We start from the raw sequence: 24,935 nt of genomic DNA, 5'->3' as shown, positions 1-24,935 counted from the left end.
CGTCACCGTCCAGACGGCCGCAACCACCACAGCCGACCATCCGGTCACAGAAGGACGAACACCCCACTCCCGTGCATGAAGGCGGTGACAGAGGTCACTCGCCCTCCCGGTGCACGGATTGGCCGATTCCGTCGTCTCTACCAGTGCCCCGTCTCGTCCACCCGGATGTTCGTCCAGCCGTCGCAAGGGAGCAAGGCGTTGTCCACTGTCATCGAGCAGCCCGTCGAGGCCCGCCTCGTCGCCGCCGCGCCGCGGATGCAGAGCATTCCGGCCACTCTGCACTACGACCGGCGTGACCCGTTCGCCGTCCGTATGACCTTCCCCGCCCCGGCCACCCTGGAGGGTGTCGAGGTCTGCTGGACCTTCAGCCGGGAGCTGCTGGTGGCCGGCCTCGAAGGCCCCGAGGGCCACGGCGACGTCCGGGTGCGGCCGTACGGCTTCGACCGGACCGTCCTGGAGTTCCACGCGCCCGAGGGCACCGCGGTCGTGCACATCCGCAGCGGTGAGGTGCGCCGCTTCCTGAAGTCGACGAGCGACCTGGTGCCGCTCGGCCTGGAACACCTCCAGCTCGACCTGGACCGCGACCTGGCGGAACTGATGCGGGACGCCTGCTGAGGCGGCCCGCCGGGCTCCCCCGCCGACAAGAGCCGCCCCACGCCGGGCCCGCTCAATCACGTTGACACCGTCGACGCCCCCTCCTACGGTCTATATCGGTCCTGTTGCCGTCGATTGGAGAAGGACGTTGCTCGTCTGAGGTCTGAGACACCGCGTCACACCTGAAGTGTGTGTACGCCGCGTGCGACCTCGGCGTTCGAGCCGTCCCTCACGGAACAGGGCTTTTCTCATGCCCAGGGCCCCTCACCGCCCGTTGGTCGCCGGTGTCTCGATACGCGTTTGCCCCTGATCGTTTCGAGCAACCGCGGAGGCGCTCCCATGCCTACTTCCATCAGCTGTACCTCCCTCTCCTTCGCCTGGCCCGACGGCACCGCCGTCTTCGAGGGTCTGGACGTCGCCTTCGGTCCCGGCAGGACCGGGCTGGTGGGCGTCAACGGGTCGGGAAAATCGACTCTGCTGAAGCTCGTCGCCGGCGAGCTGACCCCGGTCGACGGCGTCGTGCGCGTGACGGGCGAGGTCGGCTACCTCCCGCAGAACGTCACACTCGACACCGCCCTGAAGGTCGACGAGGCCCTCGGCATCGCCGCCCAGCGGGCCGCGCTGCACGCCATCGAGGCGGGCGACGTGGCCGAGGAGCACTTCGAGACCGTCGGCGACGACTGGGACGTGGAGGAGCGTGCCCTCGCCACCCTCGGCGAACTCGGGCTCGGTCACGTCGAGTTGGACCGTACGATCGGCGAGGTGTCGGGCGGCGAGTCGGTGCTGCTGCGCCTTGCCGCGCTGCTGCTGCGCCGACCCGACGTCCTGCTGCTGGACGAGCCCACCAACAATCTCGACCTGTACGCACGCAGGCGGCTGTACGCGGCCGTGGAGTCCTGGCCCGGGGTGATGGTGGTGGTCAGCCACGACCGTGAACTCCTGGACCTGGTCGACCAGATCGCCGATCTGCGCTCCGGGGAGATCACCTGGTACGGCGGCAACTACTCGGCGTACGAGGAGGCGCTCGCCACCGAGCAGGAGGCGGCCGAGCGCATGGTGCGGGTCGCCGAGGCCGACCTGAAGAAGCAGAAGCGCGAACTGGTCGACGCCCAGGTCAAGTTGGCCCGCCGCAAGCGGTACGGCCAGAAGATGTGGGACCAGAAGCGCGAGCCGAAGATCGTCATGGGTGCGCGCAAGCGTGCGGCACAGGAGTCCGCGGGCAAGCACCGGATCATGCACGAGGAGAAGCTCGCCGAGGCCAGGGGACGGCTCGACGACGCGGTGGACGCCGTACGGGACGACGACGAGATCCGCGTCGACCTGCCGTACACGGCCGTACCGGCGGGCCGGAGCGTGCTCACGCTGCGCGAGCTGGAAATGGTGTACGGCGCGCGGGTGGCCGGTGGTCTCGATCTGCACGGTCCGGAGCGGATCGCGCTGGTCGGGCGCAACGGCTCGGGCAAGACGACTCTGCTGCGGACCATCGCGGGTGAGCTTGCGCCGGTGGCGGGCGAGGCGACGGTGCACGTCCCGCTCCGGTTCCTGCCGCAGCGGCTGGACGTCCTCGACGACGGGCTGTCGGTCGCCGAGAACGTGGCCCGGTTCGCGCCGGGCGCCACCAACAACCGGATCCGGGCACGCCTGGCCCGCTTCCTGTTCCGGGGCGCCCGCGCCGACCAGCGGGCGGCGACGCTCTCGGGCGGCGAACGCTTCCGGGCGGCGCTGGCCGCGCTGATGCTGGCGGAGCCCGCGCCGCAGCTGCTGATGCTGGACGAGCCGACGAACAACCTGGACATGGCGAGCGTGCGGCAGCTCACCACGGCCCTGGAGTCGTACGAAGGTGCGCTGATCGTGGCCAGCCACGACCTGCCGTTCCTGGAGTCGATCGGCATCACGCGCTGGCTGATGGTGGAGGAGGGAGAACTGAAGGAAATCACGCCGGAAGCTGTCGGGTATCCCGCCTAGCTTCGGGGGCATGCCCGATTTCACGCCCCAGTTCATCACCATCACCGGAGCGAGCGAGAACAACCTGAAGGACGTCACCCTCCGCATCCCGAAGGGCCGGCTGACCGTGTTCACCGGCGTTTCGGGATCGGGGAAATCGTCGATCGTCTTCGACACGATCGCGGTGGAGTCGCAGCGCCAGCTGAACGAGACGTTCACCTGGTTCGTGCGCAACCGGCTGCCCAAGTACGAGCGCCCGCACGCCGAGGCCCTCGAGGACCTCTCCCCCGCGATCGTCGTCGACCAGCGGCCGATCGGGGGCCACTCCCGCTCCACGGTCGGCACGATGACCGACATCCACCCGGTGATGCGGGTCCTGTTCTCCCGGCACGGCACCCCGAGCGCCGGGCCGGCGACCGCGTACTCCTTCAACGACCCGTCCGGCATGTGCCCCGAGTGCGACGGCCTCGGGCGGACGGTACGGCCGGACTGGGACCGCATCCTCGACCCGGACCGGACGCTCGCCGACGGCGCGGTCCGCTTCCCGCCGTTCGCCGCGGGCACCTGGCAGGGGCAGGCGTACACCAACAGCGCCGACCTCGACCCGCACACACCCGTCGGCCGGTTCACCGCCGACGAGCGGGAGTTCCTGATGCGGGGCCGCCCCGGCAGCAAGGTCACCGTCAACGGCACGGGCGGCACCTGGACCACCGACTACGAGGGGCTCGCCACCCGCTTCGAGCGGCTGTACCTGAAGCGGGACCTGTCGGCGATGAGCCAGAAGACCCGGGACCTGGTGCGGGAGTACCTCGTGGAGGGCACCTGCCCGGTCTGCGACGGCGCCCGCCTGAACGCGGCGGCGCTGGCGACCCGGATCAACGGCCTGGGCATCGCCGACTGCGCCCGTATGCAGATCACCGACCTGATCACCGCGCTGGCGGACATCGACGACCCGGTCGCCGGGCCCGTCGCCCGCGCCGCCGTCACCGCCCTCGAACGCATCGACGCCATCGGCCTCGGCTACCTCAGCCTCGACCGGGAGACGGCCACCCTGTCCGGCGGCGAGGGGCAGCGCCTGAAGACCGTGCGCCACCTGGGCTCCAGCCTCACCGGCATGACGTACATCTTCGACGAGCCCAGCGTCGGACTGCACCCGCGCGACGTCGGCCGGCTCGGCGATCTGCTGCTGCGGCTGCGCGACAAGGGCAACACCGTGCTGGTCGTCGAGCACGACCCGGACGTCATCGCGCTCGCCGATCATGTCGTCGACATGGGGCCGCGGGCCGGCGCGGGCGGCGGACAGGTCGTGTTCGAGGGCACGCCGGACGCGCTCGCCGCGTCCGGCACGGTGACCGGGCGCTGCCTGCGGCGGCGTACGGCGCTCAAGGAGGCGGTGCGGCCGGCGCGCGGCGGGCTGTGGGTGAAGGGCGCCGACCGGCACAACCTGCGGGACCTCACGGTCGAGTTCGCGACCGGTGTGCTCACCGTGGTGACCGGGGTCGCCGGGTCGGGGAAGAGCACGCTGGTCCGGGAGTTCACCGCCGCCCACGCCGACGCGGTGGTCGTGGACCAGTCGTCGATCGGGATCTCCGGACGGTCGACCCCGGCGACGTACCTGGGGATCATGGACACGGTGCGGAAGATCTTCGCGCGCGGGACGGGCGCCGACGCGGGCCTGTTCAGCTTCAACTCCGCCGGCGCCTGCGGCACCTGCGAGGGCCGCGGGTTCATCCAGACCGACCTCGCGTTCATGGACCCGGTGTCCACGACCTGCCACGACTGCGAGGGGCGCCGTTTCAAGGACGCGGTGCTGGGGCTGACCGTGGACGGCAACTCCATCGCGGACGTCCTGGCGATGACGGCGGACGAGGCGCTGGCCGCCTTCGAGGACAAGGGCGTACGACGGCGGCTGCGGGCGCTGCGGGACGTGGGGCTGACGTACCTCACGCTCGGACAGCCGCTGTCCACGCTCTCCGGCGGCGAGCGCCAGCGGATCAAGCTGGCGACACGGCTGCACCGCACGGGAGCGGTGTACGTCCTCGACGAACCGACGACCGGACTGCACATGTCGGACGTCCACGGGCTGCTCGGGCTGCTGGACCGGCTGGTCGACGCGGGCAACACGGTGGTGGTCGTCGAGCACAACCTGGACGTGGTGGCGCACGCCGACCGGATCATCGACCTCGGCCCGGACGGCGGCCGGGACGGAGGGCGGGTGATCTTCAAGGGAACGCCACGAGAGCTCCTCGAAGTCCGCGAGTCCTTCACGGCGGCGCATCTCAGGAGGGCCACAGCCTGACCCGGAGGGTTTTGTACGGGCGGGCAGGCCCTGCATCATGGCGGGTCGGTGCCCCGTGCAGCTCGGGCGCCGGACCCTGCCACCGATCCGGAGATCCTGTCGTGCCCAGCAAGAAGGCCCTCGTCCGCCGCCCCGGCCCGCGCCTCGCCGAAGGGCTGGTCACTCACATCGAGCGCGAGAAGGTCGACCTCGATCTCGCGGTCGAGCAGTGGGAGGCGTACACCGAGGCCCTGCGCACGCACGGCTGGGAGACGATCGAGGTCGAGCCGGCCGACGACTGCCCCGACTCGGTGTTCGTCGAGGACACCGTCGTCATGTACCGCAACGTCGCGCTGATCGCCCGCTCCGGGGCCGAGTCCCGGCGCGAGGAGACCGCGGGCGTCGAGGAGGCCGTCGCCTCGCTCGGCTGCTCCGTGAACTGGATCTGGGAGCCGGGCACGCTGGACGGCGGCGACGTCCTGAAGGTCGGCGACACGATCTACGTCGGCCGGGGCGGGCGCACCAACACGGCCGGCGTCCAGCAGTTGCGGGCCGCGTTCGAGCCGCTGGGCGCCCGGGTCGTCGCGGTGCCCGTCAGCAAGGTGCTGCACCTGAAGTCGGCGATCACGGCACTGCCCGACGGAACCATCCTGGGCCGCATCCCGCAGCTGGACGCCCCGTCGCTGTTCCCGCGCTTCCTGCCGGTGCCGGAGGAGTCCGGGGCGCATGTCGTGCTGCTCGGCGGGGACAAGCTGCTCATCGCCGCGAGCGCGCCGAAGACGGCGGAGCTGCTCGCCGACCTCGGCCACGAGACCGTACCGGTCGACATCAGCGAGTTCGAGAAGCTCGAAGGGTGTGTGACTTGCCTCTCGGTCCGAATGCGGGAACTGTACGTCTGACCGGCTGAGCAGGTCACCTTTTCAGCCCCGGGACCTGCGGGTCCTGGGGCTGCGCGTGGCTCCGTGAACCTCCGGTGACAGGGCAGCTGATCAGCGGTCTTTACATCGCTCTTAACCTACGGCTTCGTAACCTACGGGTTCGTAGCCTACGATCCCGTAGGTTCCGGCAACCGCTCGCCGGTCATGTTCCCTGTGTTGCGCGTCCCCCTGGAGTTCCCGTGACGATCACTTCCCCTCACCTCGGCAGCTCTGCCGGCTGGACCGACGCCCGTCTGCTGTACGCGCTGGAGGAAGTGGTCGAGAAGGAACTCAACCGGCATCTGAAGGTCGCCAAGGACTGGATGCCGCACGAGTACGTCCCTTGGTCGGACGCCCGCAACTTCCCCGGCATCTTCGAGGACGGCGAGGCCTGGGACAAGGAGCAGTCCAAGGTCACCGAGATCGGCCGGATCGCCCTGGTGGTGAACCTCCTGACCGAGGACAACCTGCCTAGCTACCACCACGAGATCGCCTCGCTCTTCGGCCGGGACGGCGCCTGGGGCACCTGGGTGCACCGCTGGACGGCCGAGGAGGGCCGCCACGGCATCGTGATGCGCGACTACCTGCTCGCCTCGCGCGCGGTGGACCCGGACAAACTCGAGCAGTTCCGCATGGCCCACATGAGCGAGGGCTTCGAGTCGGACAACGCACACTCGATGCTGCACTCGGTCGCCTACGTCTCCTTCCAGGAGCTCGCGACCCGCATCTCGCACCGCAACACCGGCCACCAGTCCGGCGACCCGGTCTGCGACCGCATGCTGGCGCGCATCGCGACCGACGAGAACCTCCACATGGTCTTCTACCGGAACCTGCTGAAGGCCGCGTTCGAGATCGCCCCCGACCTCACCATGCAGGCCGTGCGCGACGTCGTGGTCAACTTCCGCATGCCCGGCCACGGCATCCCCGGCTTCGAGCGGGCCGCCGCCCAGATGGCCATCGGCGAGGTCTACAACATGCGCATCCACCACGACGACGTCCTCGAGCCGGTCCTGCGCTTCCTGAAGATCATGGAGATCGACGGCCTCGGCCCCGAGGGCCAGAAGGCCCAGGAGGAGCTGGGTCTGTTCATGGGCGGACTGAACGCCGAGGCCCTGAAGTTCGACGAGAAGCTCGCCGCGCGCAAGGCCCGCATGGCCGCCCGGGCGGCCGGCTGACCGCCGAGCCCCACGGTCACCGACGGCCGGCCCGCTGCGCAGCGGGCCGGCCGTCGTTTTTTCCTGTGCGCGTCGGCCCTGGCCTGCGGCATCATGCTCGCCATGCGTGAGAACAGCAGGGTGGAGCAGGCCGTCGGCTTCCTGCTCCACCTGGTCGATGCGGAGACCGCCGAGCGGGTCCGGGCGCGCACCGGGCTGCCCGGGCCGGAGGACCCGAGGACGTCCCGGCTGCGGCTCACGCGCGCGTGGACGTGAGCACGGCGTCTGCCGTCCTCCGTGGCGCTGTGCGTCCTGGAGAACGACCCCCCGGCGCTCAACGGCCTGGGGTGGCCCTACCGCACCACCGACCCGGGACTGCGCCGGGCGGTCGCCCGTGGCGTGCCCTTCGGGACCGGCCGCACCGGCCCCCTGCGCGTGGACCGGGCCCCGCGGGAGCGGGAGCCCGAGGTGCCCGTCGGCTACGTCCGGCACGGCCTCGTGGGCGCGCTGCGCGCCGTCACGTCGATGGGCCAGGCACGCGCCGCCGCGTCCATGGTGCTGCCGGCCGACGGCTGGTGGGCGGTCGGGGAGGCCGACCTCGACCGTCCGCTGCCCGGCTACGCCCGCTGGGCGCTGTCCGTGCGCCCGGACGGCCCGCCCCTGGGCGCCAAGGGTGCGGCTCGCACGCCAAGTTCACGCATCGACTGCGGCAGGCGGGCACCACAGTCGGCGCTCGCCACCTGCCCGTCGGCTGCCGGGACCCGGAGCTCAGCGCGAGGTACGGCCGGGACCCGGGGCTCAGCGCGAGGTACGCCTGAGTTCCAGGCGTTCCTTCTCCGACAGGCCGCCCCAGACGCCGAAGCGTTCGTCGTTGTCGAGGGCGTACTCCAGGCAGGCGGAGCGGATCGGGCACATGCCGCAGATCCGCTTCGCCTCCCGGACGGAGCTTCCGGGTTCGGGGAAGAAGAAGTCCGCCCCGGTCTGTGCGCACAACGCCTCCTCCTGCCAGGTCAGGTCGGGCGAGGTGATCATCGCGATCGTGTCGATGTGCATGCGCAGGATCGTGCCGGACGGCGCAAAACGTTCGATCAACGCGGGATCAACGCCGCGGCGCAGGGCCCCCGGCCGACTCGATGGTCCCCTTCGGCGCTCCGCGGCGCACGGCGGCGCGCGGGCCCGGAGGAAAACAACGAGGCGCCTGGCCATCACTGTGAGTGATCGAACGGCGGTCCCGGCAGACGGCGGTGTTCCGGCAGCGATTGTCAGTGGGCGGTGCAAGACTCGGCAGTGCAGCAGACAGCGGGACCCTTCCGAGGAGGGCGATGATGCTCACCACCCGTTTCGTCACCGGCGCGCCGAACTGGATCGACCTCGGCACACCCGACATCGAGGGCGCCGCTTCCTTCTACGGCGGTCTGTTCGGCTGGCGATTCCAGCCAGGCGGGCCCGAGACCGGCGGTTACGGCCTCTTCCAGCTCGACGGGAAGACGGTGGCCGGTGGTATGCAGACGACCGAGGAGCAGGGTCCGCCGTCCTGGACGGTGTACTTCCAGACGCCGGACACGGACGCCACCGCGAAGGCGGCGGAACAGGCGCACGGCTCGGTGCTGGTGCAGCCCATGGACGTGATGGACCTGGGCCGCATGGCCGTCCTCGCCGACAAGGCGGGCGTCTCCTTCGGCCTGTGGCAGCCCGGTACCAACAAGGGCCTGGACATCGTGCAGGAGCCCGGTTCGCTGTGCTGGCTGGAGCTGTACACACCGGACGTGCCGGCCGCGGCGGGGTTCTACAACGCGACGCTGGGCATGGAGACCTTCGCCCTCGACTTCTACGGCGGCACGTACACGACGTTCAGCCCCGGCGGTCAGGGTGAGGACGCCATGTTCGGCGGCGTCGTCGACAGGGCGGACGACCCGGCGGAGGCACAGGGCCCGCCGTACTGGCTGCCGTACTTCGAGGTCACCGACACGGACGGGACGGTCGCCAGGGCCCAGGAGCTGGGCGGCACGGTCCGCATGCCGGCCACGGACCTCCCGGACGTCGGCCGTGTCGCCAAGCTCACCGACCCCTACGGCGCCCGCTTCGCGGTGATCAAGAGCGCGCCCGCTCGGAGCTGACGGGCCGTCCGAAGCCGACGGGACGTCCGGAGCCGACAGCCCTTGCAGAGCCGACGGCCCGTGCGGAGCTGACGGCCCGTGCGGAGCTGAGGGAAGGCACCGGGGTTCGGCCTACGCGGAGGCCCGCCGTATCAGCGTGGTCGGCAGCACCACGCTGGACGGCGCGGCCGCGATGCCCTCGTCGGCGGCGTTGCGTTCGAGGCCGCGCAGCAGCAGCCGGGCCATCAGCCGCCCCATCTCCTCTATGTCCTGACGGATCGTCGTGAGCGGCGGTTCGGTCTGCTCCGTCACCGGCAGCATGTCGTCGAAGCCGACCACGGCGACATCGTCCGGCACCCGCCGCCCGGACTCCCGCAGCACCCGCAGCGCCCCGGCGGCGGTGAGGTCGTTGGCGGCGAAGACGGCGTCGAGGTCCGGGCAGCGCGTCAGCAACTCGCGCATCGCCCGCTCCCCACCGGCCGGTGTGAAGTCGCTCTCGACGATCAGCCGGGGATCGGCGTCGACCATGACGTCCCGGTACCCGTCGAGCCGGTCCACCGCAGAGGTCTGGTCGAGGGCGCCGGTGATGTGCGCGATCCGGGTACGGCCGAGGCCGACGAGGTGCCGCACGGCGTCGCGGGCGCCGCCGCGGTTGTCCACGTCGACGTAGGCCACCCCTCGCCCGTCGCCGCTCCAGCCGGGCCGTCCGCCGAACACGGTGGGCACTCCGGCGCGCTGGATCAGTTCGGGCAGAGGGTCGTCGAGGTGCAGGGAGAAGACCAGCGCCCCGTCGACATGTCCGCCGGCGAGGTAGCGGCCGACGCGCGCGTGGTCGTCCCGTCCCTCCGTGAGCAGCAGTACGAGCTGGTTGTCGTGGGCCGTCAACTCCTTGCTGATACCGCGCAGTTGCAGGGCGAAGAAGGGGTCGGCGAAGACACGGCTCTCGGGTTCGGCGACGATGACCGCGATGGCGTCGTGGCGCCGGGTCACCAGGCTGCGGGCGGCCTGGTTCGGCACATAGCCGAGCTCTTCCACGGCCTTGCGGACCCGCTCGACGAGCGGCTCCCTGACTCCGTCCCCGCCGTTGACGACGCGCGACACGGTGGCCCGCGAGACCCCGGCCCGCTCGGCGACGGCCTCCAGAGTGGGGCGCGGGGCTGTACCGGTCACTGCGCGGCTCCTCATCGACGGTTGCCGATCAGGATAGCCCGGCCGCGAGCTGCACGTGAGAGCGCTCTCGTCCTCTCGTCCTGCTGTGATTCCGTGCGCCCCGTGCTCGGTGTCCGTGCGGAGCCACGCCCACCAGGATGCCGACCGGGAACGGAGCTCGCTCGGCGTCGCTCCAGGGGGGAGCGGCCTTCACGCCGGCAGATCGACCCGCCGCCCCACCCGCTCCGCCGCCCCGTACGCCGACCACGCCGGCGCCAGTTCCTGCCCGGGCAGTCCGACCGGCGCCTAGACGCTGCGGCTTGCCGCGTTCACGCGCCCAGGGCGCTCGCCCCGCAAGACGTCCGCCGGCTCGGCGTCGGCGGCGGTCGCCGGCAAGCCGGCCGCCGCCAAGGCGCCCGTGCTCGCGGCGTGTTCACGGTCGTCCACGACGAGGATCGCGGCGCGCAGCAGGTCGGCGGAGAGTTCCTGCCTGCCGGGCTCGTCCGCCCCCAGGCTCGTGAAGTGGTGGCCGTCCCGGGTGTCGGACAGCCGCAGCAGGGGCTCCCGGGCCCAGGTGGCGAGCAGTACGGTGTCGGCGGCCGCGGCGACCTCCTGCGCCGAGGCCGCCGTCCGGCCGGTGTGCCGTGCGGCGAAAGCCTCGGCGCGCCCGGCGTCCGTGTCATGGACGACGAGGTCGCTCCAGGGCCGTACGCCTCGATGCCCGGCAGCACGCCGGGGATCAGGGCGGTGGCCGTGCCGGGGAACGGCAGTTCGGTGCGCACCCGCTGCCCGGCGACCGTGGCGTCCCGCGCCCGGAGGAAGCCGTCGCGCAGCGCCGCCGGACAGGCCCCGGGCGCCGGCACCGCTTCCTGGTCACCGCGTGTCAGAACAAGGGTCACCCGTCCATGATCCGTCAGTGTCCGTGGGCGGACCCCGAGGCCGTCTCCTGAGCGTGTTCGTGCGGTTCGTAGCCGGGAATGGTGCCGTCCTTCTTCTTCACCAGGAAGAGCCCCACCATCCCCATGTCGGAGTGGCTCTGCACATGGCAGTGGTACATCCACGCACCGGCTCCGACACCTTCGCCGGCGATCACCTGGAAGCCGAACGAGTCCGCGGGTCCGACGATCTTGTTGTCGATGACCTGGCTGGGGTCGTCGGGGCCGGTGAGCATGCCCGTGCGGTTGTCCGCCCAGCGGTGACCGTGCATGTGGAAGGTGTGGTAGTACTCGCCGTGCGTGATCATCACGATCTCGACCCGATCGCCCACCGTGGCCTCGAAGTCGGGGCCGGTGTGCGCGGGCTTGTTGTTGATGAGCATGTCGTTGAAGACGATCGTGTGGGTCGCGTCCGGGAGGATGTCGCCCTTGCGCCGCACGATCACCGGCCCGTACAGGCCCTTGCGGATGCCGACGGTGCCGTGCTCGGTGCCGACGACATGGTCGTGGTAGTGCCAGTAACCGGCGCTGCCCGCCCGCCAGGTGCCGTCCTTGCGGCGGCCGGGGGCGTGGGTGCGCCAGGTGTAGGTGCGGGTGCCGCCCGGTTCGACGTCGCTCTTGTTCATCCTGGTTCCGTCGCTGGTGATCTCGTAGTCGAGGCCGTGGACGTGCAGGCTCACCGGTATGTCCATCGTGTTCTCGAACTCGATGTGCAGGGTGTCGCCCTCGTTGAGTTCGATCAGCGGCCCGGGAATGCTCGCCTTGCCCTTCTCGAGGCCGTAGCCCATCTGCCCGTCGGCGAGCTTCTCGGCGTACAGCTTGAGATGTCTGACCTCACCTCCGGCCGGGGCGGCCCGCGACGGTGTGTCAGCGCCGACGGCCTCGGGTACCGATGCCAGCGACAACGATGTCGCCGCGGTGGCGCCACCCAGCAGTACACGTCTGTTGAAGCTGCGTCTGTCCATGCCGAACTCCCCACGGCGGTACGGAAATTACGGGGATGAACCGCTGAGACGGTACCGGCCGCTCCCCCGTTTATCCACACCCAGGACAAAGTTCGTCCCGATGCGGTCATAGGTATTGGCCTGTCGGTCAAAGGGGTCTAGCTTCCTTCTCGCTGTTGCTGTGACCGTGGAGGTGCCCATGCACTTACGAGGGTTGAGCACGAGAAGACAGACCTGGGTGGCTGCCGTGACGGCAGGGATCGTCGGCGCCGGGCTGATGGCAGCCCCGGCGGCCGACGCGCGCCCTGCTCCGGAACCGCCCCTGACAACGATGTCCATCAAGTCGCCTCCGGGCGGCGCCAATGTACGGGTGCTCATCTTCTACGGGTCCGCTGCCTCCGGCGAGGAGTCGCCGCTGGTGAACGCCGGCATCGAGGCGATCGAGAAGATCGGCCTGTCGGGCCCGGCCGACCGGCGTTTCAGGACCGAGGCCACTGACGACGCCTCGGTGTTCACCAATGAGAAAAGGCTGAGCCGGTTCAATTCGATCGTGTTCCTGACCGGTGGCGGTGACGTCCTCGACCCGGAGCAGGAAGCGGGCCTGGAGTCCTACATGGAAGCGGGCGGCGGCTTCGTCGGCATCCATGACGCGGCCCGCGCCGAGCCGTACTCGGACTGGTTCACCGGACTCGTCGGCGCCCGTCCGGCGGCCGGCGGCCCGACGAACGCGCAGCGCGCGGTGGTCGAGGTCGGCGACCGGCGCCACCCGGCCACCAAGGACCTGCCGGTTCAGTGGAAACGGCCGGACAAGTGGCTGAACTGGGCGAAGAACCCCTCGGGTTCGGTGCACACCGTCGCACGGGTGCGGGAATCCAGCTACCAGCCGGGGTCGAGCGCCAACGGCTGGGACCACCCGGTGAGCTGGTGCCGTGACTACGACGGCGGCCGCTCCTTCTACACGGGCATGGGCGGCACGGTGTCGTCGTACGACGAGACCGACTTCCGCGCGCATCTGCGCGGCGCCCTGCAGTGGACGACCCGGCTGTCGCAGGCCGACTGCAAGGCCACCGTCACCGGCAACTACAAGGCCGAGCGCCTCACCCAGCCCAACCAGGCGGGCCAGAACGACCAGATCGGCGAACCGCACGGCCTGGTCACGGCCCCCGACGGGCGGGTTCTGTACATCGGCCGGGGCGGCGCCGACTCCTCCCAGCCGGTGGTGACCGACTGGAACGACCCGGAGATCGGCAAGGGCAAGGGCGAGGTCCACGTCTACGACCCGAAGACCAAGAAGGTCACCCTGGCCGGGGCGCTCACGGTGTTCGGCAACAAGGGCGGCGGCGGCGAGCTGATCAAGGTCGAGGAGGGCCTGCTCGGCATCGAGCTCGACCCGCGCTTCGAGGAGAACGGGTGGGTGTATCTGCACTACACCCCGCACTCGCAGCTCGACCGCGACAAGCAGATGGCCGAGCGGCGGGTCTCCCGCTTCACGCTCGACCTCGCAACGAACAAGCTGGACCTGGGCAGCGAGAAGGTGCTGCTCAAGTGGCCGGTGCAGGTGCACAGTTGCTGCCACGCGGGCGGCGGAATGACCTGGGACTCCAAGGGCAACCTGTACATCGCGACGGGCGACAACAACTCCAGCGGGTTCAGCAGCGGTTACTCGGGCAACAACCCCGAGCCCAGCTACAAGGGTGTGTCCTTCGCCGACGCCCGCCGCACCGCCGGCAACACCAACAACCTCAACGGCAAGATCCTGCGCATCCACCCGGAGCCGGACGGCACGTACACACTGCCGGCGGGGAACCTCTTCACCGGCCAGGAGCCGGACGAGGGCGGCGGGAAGACGCGCGGCGAGATCTATGTGATGGGCGTCAGGAACCCTGCGCGCATCTTCGTCGACAGGCAGACCGACATCCTGTACGCGGGCTGGGTCGGCCCCGACGCTGGCGCGCCGTCGACGACGTGGGGTCCGGCCAAGTACGACACGTTCGCCGTGATCACCAAGGCGAGCAACCGGGGCTGGCCGTACTGCATGGGCAACAAGCAGCCCTACCGGGACCGCAACCTGCCCGATCCCAGCAAGCCGCTGGGCTGGTACGACTGCAACGCCCCGAAGAACGAGTCGCCGAACAACGACGGTCTCGTCAACCTTCCGCCGGTCACCGGCAACAACATCTGGTACTCGCCCCAGGGCGGTGCCCCGGACTTCCCGCGCGACGCGAACGGCGTGCCGTCGTACAAGCAGGAGGAGGCCACCTACTCGCTGCCGTGGCTCAAGGGCGGCGGCCAGGCCGCGATGAACGGGCCGGTCTACCGGTACGACACGGCGAGCAGCAGTGACACCAAGTGGCCCGCCTACTGGGACGGCAAGTGGTTCGTCGGTGACTTCTACGACGCCGACCAGCCGCGCAACGCGGTGCTCACCGACCCCAAGACCCACGGGGACGGCGGTCTGCCGGTGCACTCGGAGTCGCTGAAGAAGATCGTGCCGATCGGCAACGACGGCATCAAGAACCTCATGGACTGGAAGTTCGGTCCGGACGGCGCGCTGTACGTGCTCGACTACGGCCGGGGCTTCTTCACCTCGGACGCCAAGTCGGCGCTGTGGCGGGTCACCTACACGGGCGGCGGGCCGACCCCGGCCGCCGACCAGCTGGCGAGGGGGGCGCAGTGACCCGGCAACGAAGAATGTGGGCGGTCCTGCTGGCCGCGCTGATGGTGGTGCTGGGACTGCAAGCGCTGCCCGCGAACGGACAGCCGCAACCGCAGCCGGAGGCGGCGGCAGCCGCGCAGGTCCTCACCTGGACGGCCGGCGACGACATCACGAAGTACGGCTCGGCGCCGACGACCGCCGTGGCCGGCGCGACGACGATCGTCTTCGAGAACAGCACGGCGACCGGCAACACCACCGGGATGCCGCACACGCTGACGTTCGACATCGCCGACCCCGAGTACAACAACGACGTCCAGCTGAACATCCTCGCCAACCCGAACGACGACCAGGGCGGCAAGCACACGGCCGAGGTCACGCTCACCCCCGGCCGCTACCGCTACTACTGCACGATCCCCGGTCACGGGCAGATGCAGGGCATCCTGGTGGTGACCGAGGGCAACGGCGACGACACGACGGCGCCCGAGGCGTCGGCGACGGTCAGCGGGACGCAGAACGCGCAAGGGCAGTACGTCGTTTCGGCGAGCGTGGCACTGCACGCCACCGACGACGAGGGCGGCTCCGGGGTCGACCGCGTCGAGTACGCGGTGGGCGACGAGGGCGCCTGGCAGCCGTACACCACCCCGGTCGTCGTCGATCAGGTCGGCGATCACAAGATCCGCTACCGGGCGCTCGACAAGGCGGGGAACGTCTCCGCGGAGAAGAGCGTCTCGTTCACGGTCGTGGCGCCGCAGAGCGACGACACGACCGCGCCCGAGACGTCGGCGACGGTCAGCGGCGAGCAGAACCCCGACGGGACGTACGTCGCCATGGCGACCGTCACCGTCTCCGCCTCCGACACCGGTACCGGCGTCAACACCATCGAGTACGCGATCGGCTCCGGCGCCTGGCAGCCGTACACCGCGCCCGTGATGGTGCACGAGGTCGGCAGCCACACCGTGCGCTACCGCGCCACCGACAAGGCGGGGAACGTCGCGGCGGAGAAGAACGTGCAGTTCACGGTCGTGGCGGCGCCCCAGCCGGACACGACCGCGCCGGTGACCGGGGTGACCGTCGAGGGCGCGAAGAACTCGTCCGGGGCGTACATCGGCAACGCCAGGGTGACCGTCACGGCGACCGATGAGCACCACGGCTCGGGCGTCGACCGGATCGAGTACTCGATCGACGGCGGGCCGTATCTCGCGTACACCGCCCCGGTGGTGGTCGACCGCGCGGGCACGCACACCCTCGGCTACCGGGCGACGGACAAGGCGGGCAACACCTCCGCGGCCCGTACGGTGACCTTCACCGTGGTGTCCAGCGAGGTGCCGGCGCCCAGCTGTGCCGAGTTCGACGAGCGGTTGACGGTGATCGTCGGCACGGTCGACTCGGGTGTCCCGAACCGGCTGACCAACAGCAGGTGCCGGATCAACGAGCTGATCGAGGACGAGAAGGAGTGGACGTCCCACGCGCTGTTCCTCAAGCACGTGACGGCCGTCCTGGACAAGCTCCTGAAGGACGGGGTCGTCGACCGGCGCGAGTACAAGGCCATCCGCAAGGCGGCCCGCCAGTCCGGGATCGGCAAGCCCGGACAGACCGAGGGCTACCGCACGATCCTCGACGGCAGCGCGGCGTCGTTCGCGAAGTGGCAGCAGGTGGGCGGTGGTTCGTTCGCACCGAACGGCGACGGCTCGATCACCTCGGGGACGACGAAGGCGGGCCTGGGGATGCTGTGGTTCCCCGAGCGCAAGTACGGCGACTTCTCGCTCAAGCTGCAGTGGCGTGACGACGCTCCGGGCACCGGCAACGCCAACTCCGGTGTGTTCGTGCGCTTCCCGTGGGTCCACGACCATCCCGAGGAGCCACGCCCGGAGTGGGCCGCCATCAAGTACGGGCACGAGGTGCAGGTGTTCGACCGGCCCGACGGCGACATGTACAAGACCGGTTCGGTCTACGGCTTCGACCGGGTGGGGCTCGCCGGTGCCGGCGTCACCCAGAAGGGCACGTGGAACGACTACGAGATCCGGGTGGTCGACCAGCACTACTCGGTCTACCGCAACGGTGTGCTGATCAACGAGTTCGACAACACCGGTGGCCAGGACTTCGTCCCGCCCCGCTCGGACGACCCGGGCACGGACGGGCGGCGGTTCGCCTCCGGTTACATCGGGCTCCAGGTGCACGGCACGACGGACGTGGTCTCGTACCGGGACGTCCGGATCAAGGAGCTGTAGGTTCCGGCGGCGTCTGCCCGGGCTCGTCCTCGGGAGGCGCCGCCTTCTTGGCGCGGCTCGGCTGCACCCGCCTGGGCTCACCCGGCATCTTCGGGTACTCGGGCGGGTACGGCAGATCGCCCAGCCCGTGGTCGCGCTCGTCCTTGTCGGCCAGCTCCAGCAGCGCGTCCAGGGCGAAGCGGTGGTCGTCCATGTCCGCGTGCACATCGCCGAGTTCGGCGAAGCGGGCGGGCATGGTGGTGATGTCGAAGTCCTGGGGGTGCGCGACGCCGACCTCGTCCCAGCGCAGGGGTGCGGAGACCGGGGCGTGCGGGCGGGGGCGTACGGAGTAGGCGGAGGCGATCGTGCGGTCGCGGGCCGTCTGGTTGTAGTCGACGAAGATGCGCTCGCCGCGTTCCTCCTTCCACCACTTGATCGTGACCTGCTCCGGCATCCTGCGTTCCAGTTCCCGGCCGACGGCGATCGCGGCGCGCCGGACCTGGGTGAAGGTCCAGCGTGGCTCGATGGGCACGAAGACATGCAGACCGCGGCCGCCGGAGGTCTTCGGCCAGCCGCGCAGGCCGCCGAACTCGTCGAGGACGGCGCGCAGTTCATGGGCGGCGCGGACGGCGTCGTCGAAGTCGGTGCCGGGCTGCGGGTCGAGGTCGATGCGCAGTTCGTCGGGGCTGTCGACGTCGTCACGGCGGACCGGCCACGGGTGGAAGGTGAGGGTGCCGTACTGGGCGGCCCACAGGACGGCGGCCTCCTCGGTGGGGCACATCTCGTCGGCGCTGCGGCCGCTGGGGAAGGTGATGTGGGCGCGGGGGATCCAGTCGGGCATGTTCTTGGGCGCCCGCTTCTGGTAGAACCACTCGCCGTTCAGGCCGTCCGGGTAGCGCTGCAGGGTGGTGGGGCGGTCGCGCAGGGCGCGCAGGATGCCGGGGCCGACGGCGATGTAGTAGCGGGCGAGATCCAGCTTGGTGTAGCCGTGTTCCGGGAAGAAGATCTTGCCCGGGCTGGACAGGCGTACCGTCCGCCCGGCCGCCTCCAGTTCCACCGCTTCGCCCATGCGAGCCACGGTAGGCGCACGGCACACCGCGCGCACACCGGGCGGCGGCCGTCGTGTGCGAGCAGAATCGACAGCATGGACCTTCCCGTGATGCCGCCCGTGAAGCCGATGCTCGCCAAGTCGGTGGCGAAGATCCCGCCGGGCATGCAGTACGAGGCGAAGTGGGACGGGTTCCGGGCGATCGTCTTCCGCGACGGGGACGAGGTCGAGTTGGGCAGCCGTACCACGAAGTCGCTGACCAGGTACTTTCCCGAGCTGGTCGCGGGGCTGAAGGAGCGGTTGCCGCAGCGGTGCGTGCTGGACGGGGAGATCGTGATCGCCCGGGAGGGGCGGCTGGACTTCGACGCGCTCACCGAGCGCATCCACCCGGCGGACTCACGGGTGCGCACGCTGGCCGAGCGGACCCCGGCGTCGTTCGTGGCCTTCGACCTGCTCGCGCTCGCGGACGAGTCCCTGCTGGAGACCCCGCTGGCGGACCGGCGGGCGCTGCTGACGATGGCGTTGTCCGGGGTGTCGTCACCGGTGCACGTGGCGCCGGCGACGACCGACATCGAGACGGCGCAGGGCTGGTTCGAGCAGTACGAGGGGGCGGGGCTCGACGGGGTGATCGCCAAGCCGCTGACGCTGCGCTACCTCCCGGACGAGCGGGCCATGTTCAAGATCAAGCACGAGCGCACGGCGGACGTCGTCGTCGCGGGCTACCGGCTGCACAAGAGCGGGCCGGTCGTGGGTTCCCTGCTGCTCGGCCTGCACGACGACCGCGGCACGCTCCAGCACGTGGGCGTGTCGGCCGCGTTCTCGATGAAGCGGCGGGCCGAGCTGATCGAGGAGCTGGAGCCGCTGCGGATGGCGGATGCCACCGGGCATCCCTGGGCGGCGTGGGCCGAGGAGGCGGCGCACGAGTCGGCCCGGCTGCCGGGCGCGCCCAGCCGCTGGTCGGGCAAGAAGGACCTGTCGTGGGTGCCGCTGCGTCCGGAACGGGTGGCGGAGGTGGCGTACGACCACATGGAGAACGGCGTGCGCTTCCGGCACACGGCCCGCTTCCGCCGCTGGCGCCCGGACCGCACGCCGGACAGCTGCACGTACGCGCAGCTGGAGGAGCCGGTGCGCTACGACCTCGGGGCGATCTTCGGCCCGCAGGCCTGACCGCGCGGGGCGTGCTCACCCGGCCCGTCAGGGCTTCATCAGCACCTTGACCGCGCCGTCCTGCTTCTGCTGGAACATCTCGTAGGCGTGCGGGGCGTCGCTCAACGGCACGCGGTGGGTGGCGAAGTCGTCCACGCCGAGGGGGTCCTCGTCCGTGAGGTACGGCAGGATGTCGTCGGTCCAGCGGCGCACGTTGGCCTGGCCCATCCTTATCTGGATCTGCTTGTCGAACAGGGTGAGCAGCGGGATCGGGTCCGCCGTGCCGCCGTACACGCCGGACAGCGAGATCGTGCCGCCGCGCCGCACCAGGTCGATCGCGGTGTACAGGGCGGCGAGCCGGTCGACGCTGAAGCGCTCGGCGAGCGGCGCGCCCAGTTTGCGGGGCAGCAGTGCCGAGGCCTGCTGGGCGAGGCGGGCCGCGGCGCTGCCGTGGGCCTCGGTGCCGACCGCGTCGACGACCGCGTCGGGGCCGCGGCCGTCGGTCCGGTCGCGGATGGCGGCGACGAGTTCCTTCTCGTCGTCGAAGCTCCTCAGGTCGAACGTCTCGACGCCCCGCTCGCGTGCCCGCCGCAGCCGCTCGGGCACCAGGTCCACGCCGAACACCCGCTCCGCGCCCGTCACCCGGGCGACCCGGCAGGCCATGTCGCCGATGGGACCGAGGCCGAGCACCGCGACGCTGCCGCCCTCGGGGACCTCGGCGTAGCGGACCGCCTGCCAGGCGGTGGGCAGTACGTCGGAGAGGTAGACGAACCGGTCGTCGGCCGGCCCGTCCGGGATCTTGATCGGCCCGTACTGCGCCTGCGGGACCCGCAGGTACTCGGCCTGGGCGCCCGGCACCGCGCCGTACAACCGGGTGTAGCCGAACAGGGCGGCGCCCATGCCCTCGCCGGTGACCTGGGTGGTCTCGCACTGGGTGGGCAGCCCGGTCAGGCACATCCAGCAGTTGCCGCAGGCGATCTGGAACGGCACCACGACGCGGTCCCCGGCCTGGAGGTCGGGGACTCCCGCGCCGACCTCCTCGACGACCCCGATGGGTTCGTGCCCGAGGATGTCCCCCGGCGTCATGAACGGCGTGAGCACCTCGTACAGATGCAGATCGGAGCCGCACAACCCGCTGGAGGTGATGCGGACGACCGCGTCCGTCGGCTCCTGGATCCCGGGATCGGGCACGGTCTCCACCCGTACGTCCCGCTTGCCCTGCCAGGTCACTGCCCTCATCGCCCGCGCTCCCTCCGGTCGTCCGCGCACGGCGCTCGTACGGTGGGCGATCCGGGTACCCCGGCGCTCCCGGGCCGAATCGCCGACGGCCGGGCCCCGGCTCCTGGCATCCCCGAGGCGCGGCCCGTGAGCCGACCGGCTGCCGGTGCCAGGGCCGATCGGCGCAATGGCGAGGAGCGTCGGGGCCCATCGGGGTATGCAACCTATGAACAGATAAGCGCACAATTGATGACATGAACCGGGCGGGTGGCTACGGGTGACGACGGTGGGCAGGCAACGACCGGCGCGTGCAAGACGCGCCTCGACCATGACCGGACTGCTGGCCGCCGCCCTGGCGGCCTCCCTGGCCGCGGGATGCACGACGTCCGACGGCCCCCGCGACGACGGCCGCGGCCGGAGCAGTTCGCCGGCGGGCGACGGCGAGAGCCGGGCGAAGGGCGGCTCGGTACTGGCCGTGAAGATCGACAACTCCCGCAACGCACGGCCCCACACCGGCCTGAACGAGGCGGACATCGTGTACGTCGAGCCGGTCGAGGGCGGACTCAGCCGTCTGATGGCGGTGTACGCGCAGAAGCTGCCCAAGGCCATCGGGCCGGTGCGCAGCGCTCGTGAGACCGATCTGGAGCTGCTGCGCCAGTTCGACCGGCCCACGCTCGCCTTCTCCGGCGCCCAGCGCAAGCTCCTGCCGAAGATCGACAAGGCGCCGCTGGAGGCTGTGCCGCCCGGCGAGGCGTCCGCCGCGTACTTCCGCAGCAAGATGCGGCCCGCCCCGCACAACCTCTACCTGCGGCCCGACCGGCTGATGGCCGAGCCACCGGGCACATCCGCCCTGACGACCGGCTTCCGCTTCGGTTCCGCCCCCGCCGGAGGCAAGCCGACCACCGTGCAGAGGGTGAACTACGACGCCGCCCGGTACACCTTCGCCTGGTCCAGGAGCCAGCGCCGGTGGCTGGTCGGCATGGACGGCAAGGTCGCCGGCACGACGGACGGCAAGCGGGTCATGGCCGCCACCGTCGTCGTGCAGTACGTGAAGGTGCGCAAGTCCACGTTCCACGACAAGCTCGGCCACTACACGCCGTACACCGAGACGGTCGGCTCCGGAAAGGCGCGGGTGCTGCGCGACGGGCGGGCCTACGACGTCAAGTGGAAGCGCGCGAAGGCGTCGGACGGCACGACGTTCACGACGAAGAGCGGCAAGCGGATGAACTTCCAGCACGGCCAGGTGTGGGTGGTGTTCGCGAACGCGTCCTGAGGGTCCGGGCCGGGCGTGCCGGGCCGGGATCAGGGTTGGGCCGGGCGTGCCGGGCCGGGATCAGGGTTGGGCGACGAGGGGCTCCGCCGGGTGGCGCAGCCCCTCGGCCGCGTCCGCCACCCGCCGGATCAGGTCGAAGAAGAGCGTCTGCTCCTCGGCGGAGAGCGGGGCCAGGAAGACCTGGTTCATCCGGGCCGTGCGCACGGTCAGCTTCTTGTGGGTGCGCAGGCCCTCGTCCGTCAGGCGCAGCAGGAAGCGGCGGCCGTCCTGGGGGTCGCGGACCTTGTCGAGCAGCCCGCGCCGGCCGAGCCGGCTGATCACCTCGGCGATCGTCGACCGGTCGAGCCCGACGCGCTCCCCCACCGTCCGCTGGTCAAGACCCGGCTCGGCGACGAGGGTGTTGAGCACGGCGAACTGGGGCGAGGTGATCTCCTCGGAGACCATCGTGTTCCACAGCAGGTAGTGCGCCTGCTGGAGCCGCCGGGCCAGGTGCCCGGGGTGGGTGGTGAGGTCCACGGCGGCCATGCGCGCTCCCCTGGTCGTTTTCGTCGGTGCACTGAACAATACCCGGCCTCGTGGTGACTGTCTGCGGCCCGACCGATCCGGCGAGCCTCACATTTTCCGAGGTCTTGACGGGTCACCGCTCCGGTGGCAGCGTGAGGAAAGACTTCGCGGAAATAATCAGTGCCCTGACTAACTCGGGTGCTGGGAGCTCGGAAGAGATGGGGCTTCTCGGATGGACAAGGTGGTCGCCACGGCCCTGGAGGCGGTGGCCGATGTCGGCGACGGCGTGTCACTCGCGGTGGGTGGCTTCGGGCTGAGCGGTGTGCCGAACGTGCTGATCCAGGCGCTGTACGAGCGTGGGGTGTCCGGGCTGTCGGTCGTCTCGAACAACTGCGGGGCGATGGAGTCCGGCCTCGCGGTGCTGCTGTCGGCGGGGCGGATCGCCCGGGTGACCGGCTCCTACATCGGCGCGAACAAGGAGTTCGCCCGCCAGTACCTGGCCGGGGAGCTGGAGGTGGAGATGATCCCGCAGGGCACGCTGGCCGAGCGGCTGCGGGCCGGCGGGGCCGGGATCCCCGCGTTCTTCACGCCGGCCGGGGTGGGCACCCAGGTCGCCGAGGGCGGGCTGCCCTGGCGCTACGACGGCTCGGGCGGGGTCGCGCTCGCCTCGCCGCCCAAGGAGGTGCGGGAGTTCGACGGCACCGAGTACGTGCTGGAGCGCGGCATCCGGACCGACTTCGCGCTGGTGCGGGCCGCGAAGGGCGACCGGCACGGGAACCTGGTGTTCAACAAGTCCACCCGGAACTTCAACCCGCTGGCCGCGATGGCCGGGCGGGTGACGATCGCCGAGGTCGAGGAACTCGTGGAGCCGGGCGAGATCGACCCGGACGCGGTGCATCTGCCGGGGATCTTCGTGCAGCGGGTCGTGGCGCTCACCCCGGAGCAGGCCGCCGACAAGGGCATCGAGCAGCGCACGGTTTCCGTGCCCCAGGCACGAGGGACGGAGAACTGATCATGGCGTGGACGCGGGAGGAGATGGCCGCGCGGGCCGCTCGCGAGCTCGAGGACGGCCAGTACGTCAATCTCGGCATCGGACTGCCGACCCTGATCCCGAACCATCTGCCCGAGGGCGTGGAGGTGATCCTGGAGTCGGAGAACGGCATCCTGGGCACCGGCCCCTACCCCACCGAGGACCAGGTCGACCCCGACCTCATCAACGCCGGCAAGGAGACCGTCACGGTCCTGCCCGGCGCCTCCTTCTTCGACTCGGCGCTGTCGTTCTCGATGATCCGCGGCGGGCACATCGACGTCGCCGTGCTGGGCGCCATGCAGGTGTCGCAGACCGGCGACCTGGCGAACTGGGCGATCCCCGGCAAGATGATCACCGGCATCGGCGGGGCGATGGACCTGGTGCACGGCGCCCGCACCGTCATCGTCGCGATGACCCACACCGCCAAGGACGGCTCGCCGAAGATCCTCGCCGAGTGCGCGCTGCCGCTCACGGGCAAGGCGTGCGTGAACCGGATCATCACCGACCTCGGCGTCCTGGACGTCACCGACGACGGGCTGCTGCTGGTGGAGACGGCACCCGGCGTGAGCGCGGACGAGATCGTCGCGAAGACCGACGCCAAGCTCACCGTCACGGAGGGCCTGCTGTGAAGACCGTCTACATCGTCGATGCCGTACGCACACCGTTCGGCAAGTACGGCGGTTCACTCGCGCCGGTCCGCCCGGACGACCTGGCCGCCCACGCGATCCGTGAACTGATGATCCGTACACCCGACTTGGAGCCGTCCCGGGTCGAGGACGTGTACTTCGGCAACGCCAACGGCGCGGGCGAGGAGAACCGCAACGTCGGCCGGATGGCCGCCCTGCTCGCCGGACTGCCCACCTCCGTGCCGGGTGTGACGGTCAACCGGCTGTGCGCCTCCGGCCTCGAAGCGGTGATCCAGGCGGCCCGCGCCATCGCCGTCGGGGACGCCTCCATCGCCGTCGCCGGTGGCGTGGAGTCGATGACGAGGGCGCCGTACGTGCTGCCCAAGTCCGACCGGCCGTTCCCGGCCGGGCACACGGAGCTGTACTCCACCACCCTGGGCTGGCGCATGGTCAACCCGCGCATGGAGCCGCAGTGGACCATCCCGCTCGGCGAGTCGGCCGAGCTGATCGCGGACAAGCACAAGATCGGCCGGGAGCAGCAGGACGAGTACGCGCTCACCTCGCACCACAAGGCCGCGCAGGCCCGGCAGGCCGGCCTGTTCGACGCCGAGCTGGCACCCGTGTCGATCCCGCAGCGCAAGGGCGACCCGGTCGTCCTCGCCGCCGACGAGTGCGTACGCCCCGATGCCTCCCTGTCGGCGATGGCCCGGCTGAGGCCGTCGTTCCGGGAAGAGACCGGCACGGTCACCGCGGGCAACGCCTCGCCCCTCAACGACGGCGCAGCCGCCCTGCTGCTGACCGACGAGGAGGGCCTTGAGGCCACCGGCCGCGAGCCGCTCGCCCGGATCTCCGCCACGGGCGTGTCCGCGCTCGACCCGCACTACTTCGGCCTCGCGCCCGTCGAGGCCGTGGGCCGGGCGCTCGCCAAGGCGGGCAAGGGCTTCGGCGACCTGGACGTGCTGGAGCTGAACGAGGCGTTCGCCGCCCAGGTGCTGGGCTGTGTCGCCGAGTGGCCCGAGTTCGACCCGGCGATCCTCAACCCGCAGGGCGGCGCCATCGCCCTCGGCCATCCGCTGGGCGCCTCCGGTGCCCGGCTCGCCGGCACCGTCGCCCACCAGTTGGCCCGCAAGGGCGCCGGGACCGGCGTCGCCACCCTCTGCATCGGCGTGGGCCAGGGCCTCGCCCTCGTTCTGGAGCGTTAGGAACCCGAGGAACT

General features: G+C 70.8%; 21 protein-coding genes. 14 read left to right on the top strand and 7 right to left on the bottom strand.

Annotated elements, in window-relative coordinates:
- Nucleotides 1-198: 198 nt before the first annotated feature.
- From ssgD to AC3ETA_RS34300, 6 genes are all read left to right on the top strand, one after another.
- Nucleotides 199-615 carry a spore wall synthesis regulator SsgD gene (gene ssgD / locus AC3ETA_RS34325; RefSeq protein WP_432196799.1) on the top strand — a complete coding sequence of 139 codons (417 nt, stop codon included), beginning with the start codon at nt 199-201 and terminating at the stop codon, nt 613-615.
- Nucleotides 616-933: 318 nt separating this feature from the next.
- Nucleotides 934-2,559: an ABC-F family ATP-binding cassette domain-containing protein gene (locus tag AC3ETA_RS34320; RefSeq protein WP_432196798.1), complete on the top strand. Its 1,626-nt coding sequence runs from the start codon at nt 934-936 to the stop codon at nt 2,557-2,559.
- 10 nt (nt 2,560-2,569) lie between these two features.
- Nucleotides 2,570-4,837 carry an ATP-binding cassette domain-containing protein gene (locus AC3ETA_RS34315; RefSeq protein WP_432196797.1) on the top strand — a complete coding sequence of 756 codons (2,268 nt, stop codon included), beginning with the start codon at nt 2,570-2,572 and terminating at the stop codon, nt 4,835-4,837.
- 101 nt (nt 4,838-4,938) lie between these two features.
- Nucleotides 4,939-5,715 carry a dimethylargininase gene (ddaH, locus tag AC3ETA_RS34310; protein ID WP_432196796.1) on the top strand — a complete coding sequence of 259 codons (777 nt, stop codon included), beginning with the start codon at nt 4,939-4,941 and terminating at the stop codon, nt 5,713-5,715.
- Nucleotides 5,716-5,933: 218 nt separating this feature from the next.
- Nucleotides 5,934-6,908 carry an acyl-ACP desaturase gene (locus AC3ETA_RS34305; protein WP_432196795.1) on the top strand — a complete coding sequence of 325 codons (975 nt, stop codon included), beginning with the start codon at nt 5,934-5,936 and terminating at the stop codon, nt 6,906-6,908.
- A gap of 102 nt (nt 6,909-7,010) precedes the next feature.
- Nucleotides 7,011-7,163 carry a hypothetical protein gene (locus AC3ETA_RS34300; RefSeq protein WP_432196794.1) on the top strand — a complete coding sequence of 51 codons (153 nt, stop codon included), beginning with the start codon at nt 7,011-7,013 and terminating at the stop codon, nt 7,161-7,163.
- Between the two features lie 522 nt (nt 7,164-7,685).
- On the opposite strand, the gene AC3ETA_RS34295 is transcribed toward AC3ETA_RS34300, so the two are convergent.
- Nucleotides 7,686-7,940, bottom strand: coding sequence for a WhiB family transcriptional regulator (locus tag AC3ETA_RS34295; protein ID WP_176574620.1), 255 nt, complete (start codon nt 7,938-7,940; stop codon nt 7,686-7,688).
- A 272-nt stretch (nt 7,941-8,212) separates the two neighbouring features.
- Here AC3ETA_RS34295 and AC3ETA_RS34290 point away from each other — a divergent pair, with 272 nt between their 5' ends.
- Nucleotides 8,213-9,004, top strand: a complete 792-nt coding sequence (locus AC3ETA_RS34290; RefSeq protein WP_432196833.1) for a VOC family protein — start codon at nt 8,213-8,215, stop codon at nt 9,002-9,004.
- 111 nt (nt 9,005-9,115) lie between these two features.
- Here AC3ETA_RS34290 and AC3ETA_RS34285 read toward each other — a convergent pair whose 3' ends face one another.
- From AC3ETA_RS34285 to AC3ETA_RS34275, 3 genes are all read right to left on the bottom strand, one after another.
- Nucleotides 9,116-10,153 carry a LacI family DNA-binding transcriptional regulator gene (locus tag AC3ETA_RS34285; RefSeq protein ID WP_432196793.1) on the bottom strand — a complete coding sequence of 346 codons (1,038 nt, stop codon included), beginning with the start codon at nt 10,151-10,153 and terminating at the stop codon, nt 9,116-9,118.
- Nucleotides 10,154-10,438: 285 nt separating this feature from the next.
- A complete protein-coding gene (locus AC3ETA_RS34280; RefSeq protein ID WP_432196832.1) occupies nt 10,439-10,978 on the bottom strand; it encodes a hypothetical protein in 540 nt (179 codons plus the stop codon).
- Nucleotides 10,979-11,045: 67 nt separating this feature from the next.
- Nucleotides 11,046-12,032 (bottom strand): multicopper oxidase domain-containing protein, encoded by a 987-nt coding sequence (locus tag AC3ETA_RS34275; protein WP_432196792.1) that lies wholly within the window; start codon nt 12,030-12,032, stop codon nt 11,046-11,048.
- A gap of 178 nt (nt 12,033-12,210) precedes the next feature.
- Here AC3ETA_RS34275 and AC3ETA_RS34270 point away from each other — a divergent pair, with 178 nt between their 5' ends.
- Nucleotides 12,211-14,688 carry a ThuA domain-containing protein gene (locus tag AC3ETA_RS34270; RefSeq protein WP_432196791.1) on the top strand — a complete coding sequence of 826 codons (2,478 nt, stop codon included), beginning with the start codon at nt 12,211-12,213 and terminating at the stop codon, nt 14,686-14,688.
- Between the two features lie 14 nt (nt 14,689-14,702).
- Nucleotides 14,703-16,895, top strand: coding sequence for an OmpL47-type beta-barrel domain-containing protein (locus AC3ETA_RS34265; protein ID WP_432196831.1), 2,193 nt, complete (start codon nt 14,703-14,705; stop codon nt 16,893-16,895).
- On the opposite strand, the gene ligD is transcribed toward AC3ETA_RS34265, so the two are convergent.
- Nucleotides 16,882-17,943, bottom strand: coding sequence for a non-homologous end-joining DNA ligase (gene ligD, locus AC3ETA_RS34260; protein ID WP_432196790.1), 1,062 nt, complete (start codon nt 17,941-17,943; stop codon nt 16,882-16,884). The genes AC3ETA_RS34265 and ligD overlap by 14 nt on opposite strands.
- Before the next feature lie 75 nt (nt 17,944-18,018).
- Between ligD and AC3ETA_RS34255 the strand changes: the two genes are divergently transcribed.
- Nucleotides 18,019-19,089, top strand: coding sequence for an ATP-dependent DNA ligase (locus tag AC3ETA_RS34255; RefSeq protein ID WP_432196789.1), 1,071 nt, complete (start codon nt 18,019-18,021; stop codon nt 19,087-19,089).
- Between the two features lie 27 nt (nt 19,090-19,116).
- Here the strand turns inward: AC3ETA_RS34255 and AC3ETA_RS34250 are convergent, their stop codons facing one another.
- Nucleotides 19,117-20,307, bottom strand: a complete 1,191-nt coding sequence (locus tag AC3ETA_RS34250; RefSeq protein WP_432196788.1) for a zinc-dependent alcohol dehydrogenase — start codon at nt 20,305-20,307, stop codon at nt 19,117-19,119.
- A 307-nt stretch (nt 20,308-20,614) separates the two neighbouring features.
- Here AC3ETA_RS34250 and AC3ETA_RS34245 point away from each other — a divergent pair, with 307 nt between their 5' ends.
- On the top strand, nt 20,615-21,559 hold the full coding sequence (locus tag AC3ETA_RS34245) for a DUF3048 domain-containing protein (RefSeq protein ID WP_432196787.1): 945 nt from the start codon (nt 20,615-20,617) through the stop codon (nt 21,557-21,559).
- Nucleotides 21,560-21,619: 60 nt separating this feature from the next.
- Here the strand turns inward: AC3ETA_RS34245 and AC3ETA_RS34240 are convergent, their stop codons facing one another.
- Entirely contained in the window at nt 21,620-22,084 is a 465-nt protein-coding gene (locus AC3ETA_RS34240; RefSeq protein ID WP_030952916.1) for a MarR family winged helix-turn-helix transcriptional regulator, read from the bottom strand.
- A 211-nt stretch (nt 22,085-22,295) separates the two neighbouring features.
- Between AC3ETA_RS34240 and AC3ETA_RS34235 the strand changes: the two genes are divergently transcribed.
- Genes AC3ETA_RS34235 through AC3ETA_RS34225 form a run of 3 tightly spaced genes read left to right on the top strand, consistent with a single transcriptional unit; the run spans nt 22,296 to nt 24,921 of the window.
- Entirely contained in the window at nt 22,296-23,075 is a 780-nt protein-coding gene (locus AC3ETA_RS34235; protein WP_432196786.1) for a CoA transferase subunit A, read from the top strand.
- 2 nt (nt 23,076-23,077) lie between these two features.
- On the top strand, nt 23,078-23,722 hold the full coding sequence (locus AC3ETA_RS34230) for a CoA transferase subunit B (protein WP_432196785.1): 645 nt from the start codon (nt 23,078-23,080) through the stop codon (nt 23,720-23,722).
- Nucleotides 23,719-24,921, top strand: a complete 1,203-nt coding sequence (locus tag AC3ETA_RS34225) for a thiolase family protein (protein WP_432196784.1) — start codon at nt 23,719-23,721, stop codon at nt 24,919-24,921. Before AC3ETA_RS34230 ends, AC3ETA_RS34225 begins: the two co-directional genes overlap by 4 nt.
- The last annotated feature ends 14 nt before the right edge of the window (nt 24,922-24,935 follow it).

This window comes from Streptomyces sp. bgisy027 (assembly GCF_057710365.1).
The sequence above is the reverse complement of the archived record's forward strand: the minus strand, read 5'-3'. Positions and strand labels throughout refer to the sequence as shown.